Source organism: Roseateles sp., assembly GCF_031397715.1.
Classification (GTDB): Bacteria; Pseudomonadota; Gammaproteobacteria; order Burkholderiales; family Burkholderiaceae_C; genus Paucibacter_A.
Window position 1 is genome coordinate 1 of sequence record NZ_JANNMI010000195.1, and the last position, 1,216, is coordinate 1,216.

At 61.3% G+C, this 1,216-nt stretch carries 1 protein-coding gene and 1 pseudogene; both read left to right on the forward strand.

The window, feature by feature from the left end; all coding sequences use genetic code 11:
• Nucleotides 1-178: pseudogene (prfB, locus tag RMO57_RS08340) on the forward strand (peptide chain release factor 2); the annotation flags it as partial.
• Between the two features lie 93 nt (nucleotides 179-271).
• Nucleotides 272-1,216 (forward strand): M1 family aminopeptidase (locus tag RMO57_RS08345; RefSeq protein WP_310385733.1); only part of this gene is annotated, 945 nt, incomplete at its 3' end.

The window sequence follows — 1,216 nt, forward strand, 5'->3', positions numbered from 1 at the left end:
ACAAAAACTCGAAGACACCAAGACCGATGTCGGCTGGGGCCATCAGATTCGCAGTTATGTGCTGGATCAGAGCCGCATCAAGGATCTCAGAACCAACTACGAAACCTCGGCCACGCAAAAAGTGCTGGACGGCGACCTCGACCCCTTCATCTCCGAGAGCCTGAAGCAAGGCGTCTAACATCCGCCTCAAGCGTCTCCCCAGGACCCTGCCTCCGACCCATTTTGTTCGGGAGCGGGGTTTTCTACGATTTCCCACCCAAGGATGCCCGCCATGCGTGAAGGCACTGCCACTTTGATTCGCCGCGAAGACTACTGCGCGCCCGCGTTCTGGATTCGCACCGTCGATTTGACCTTTGATCTCGACCCGGCCAAGACCCTGATCACCGCCAAGATGGCGCTCGAGCGCAACCGCGCCGTCGCCCACGGCCCACTGCGCCTGCAGGGCGAAGCGCTGAACGTGCTGCGGGTACTGATCAACGGCGAGAGCGTGTCCTTCCGCCAAGACGGCGACGAGTTGGTGATCGACAACGCGCCCGACGCGGACTTCGCGCTTGAGCTGCGCAACACCTGCGCGCCCGACAAGAACACCACGCTGAACGGTCTCTACACCTCGGGCGGCAGCTTCTTCACGCAGTGCGAGGCCGAAGGCTTTCGCCGCATCACTTACTTCTTGGACCGCCCCGATGTGATGGCCGTCTACACCGTGCTGCTGCGCGCCGACAAGGCCAAGTACCCGGTGTTGTTGTCGAACGGCAATCTGCTGGAAAGCGGTGATTTGCCCAACGGCCGCCACTTCGCCAAATGGCATGACCCGTTCCCGAAGCCGAGCTATTTGTTCGCGCTGGTGGCCGGCGACCTGGTGGCGCGCGAACAGCGCGTGACCACCCGTGCCGGCAAGGACCATTTGCTGCAAGTCTTTGTGCGCCGGGGTGATCTGGAGAAGACCGAGCACGCGATGAACTCGCTGATCGCATCCATCGTCTGGGACGAAGCGCGCTTCAATTTGCCGCTCGATCTGGAGCGCTTCATGATCGTCGGCGTGTCCGACTTCAATATGGGCGCGATGGAAAACAAGGGCCTGAACATCTTCAATACCTCGGCACTGCTGGCCTCGGCCGCCACCGCCACCGACGCCGATTTCGGCCGCATCGAAGCTATCGTCGCGCATGAGTATTTCCATAACTGGACCGGCAATCGGGTCACCTGCCGCGACTGG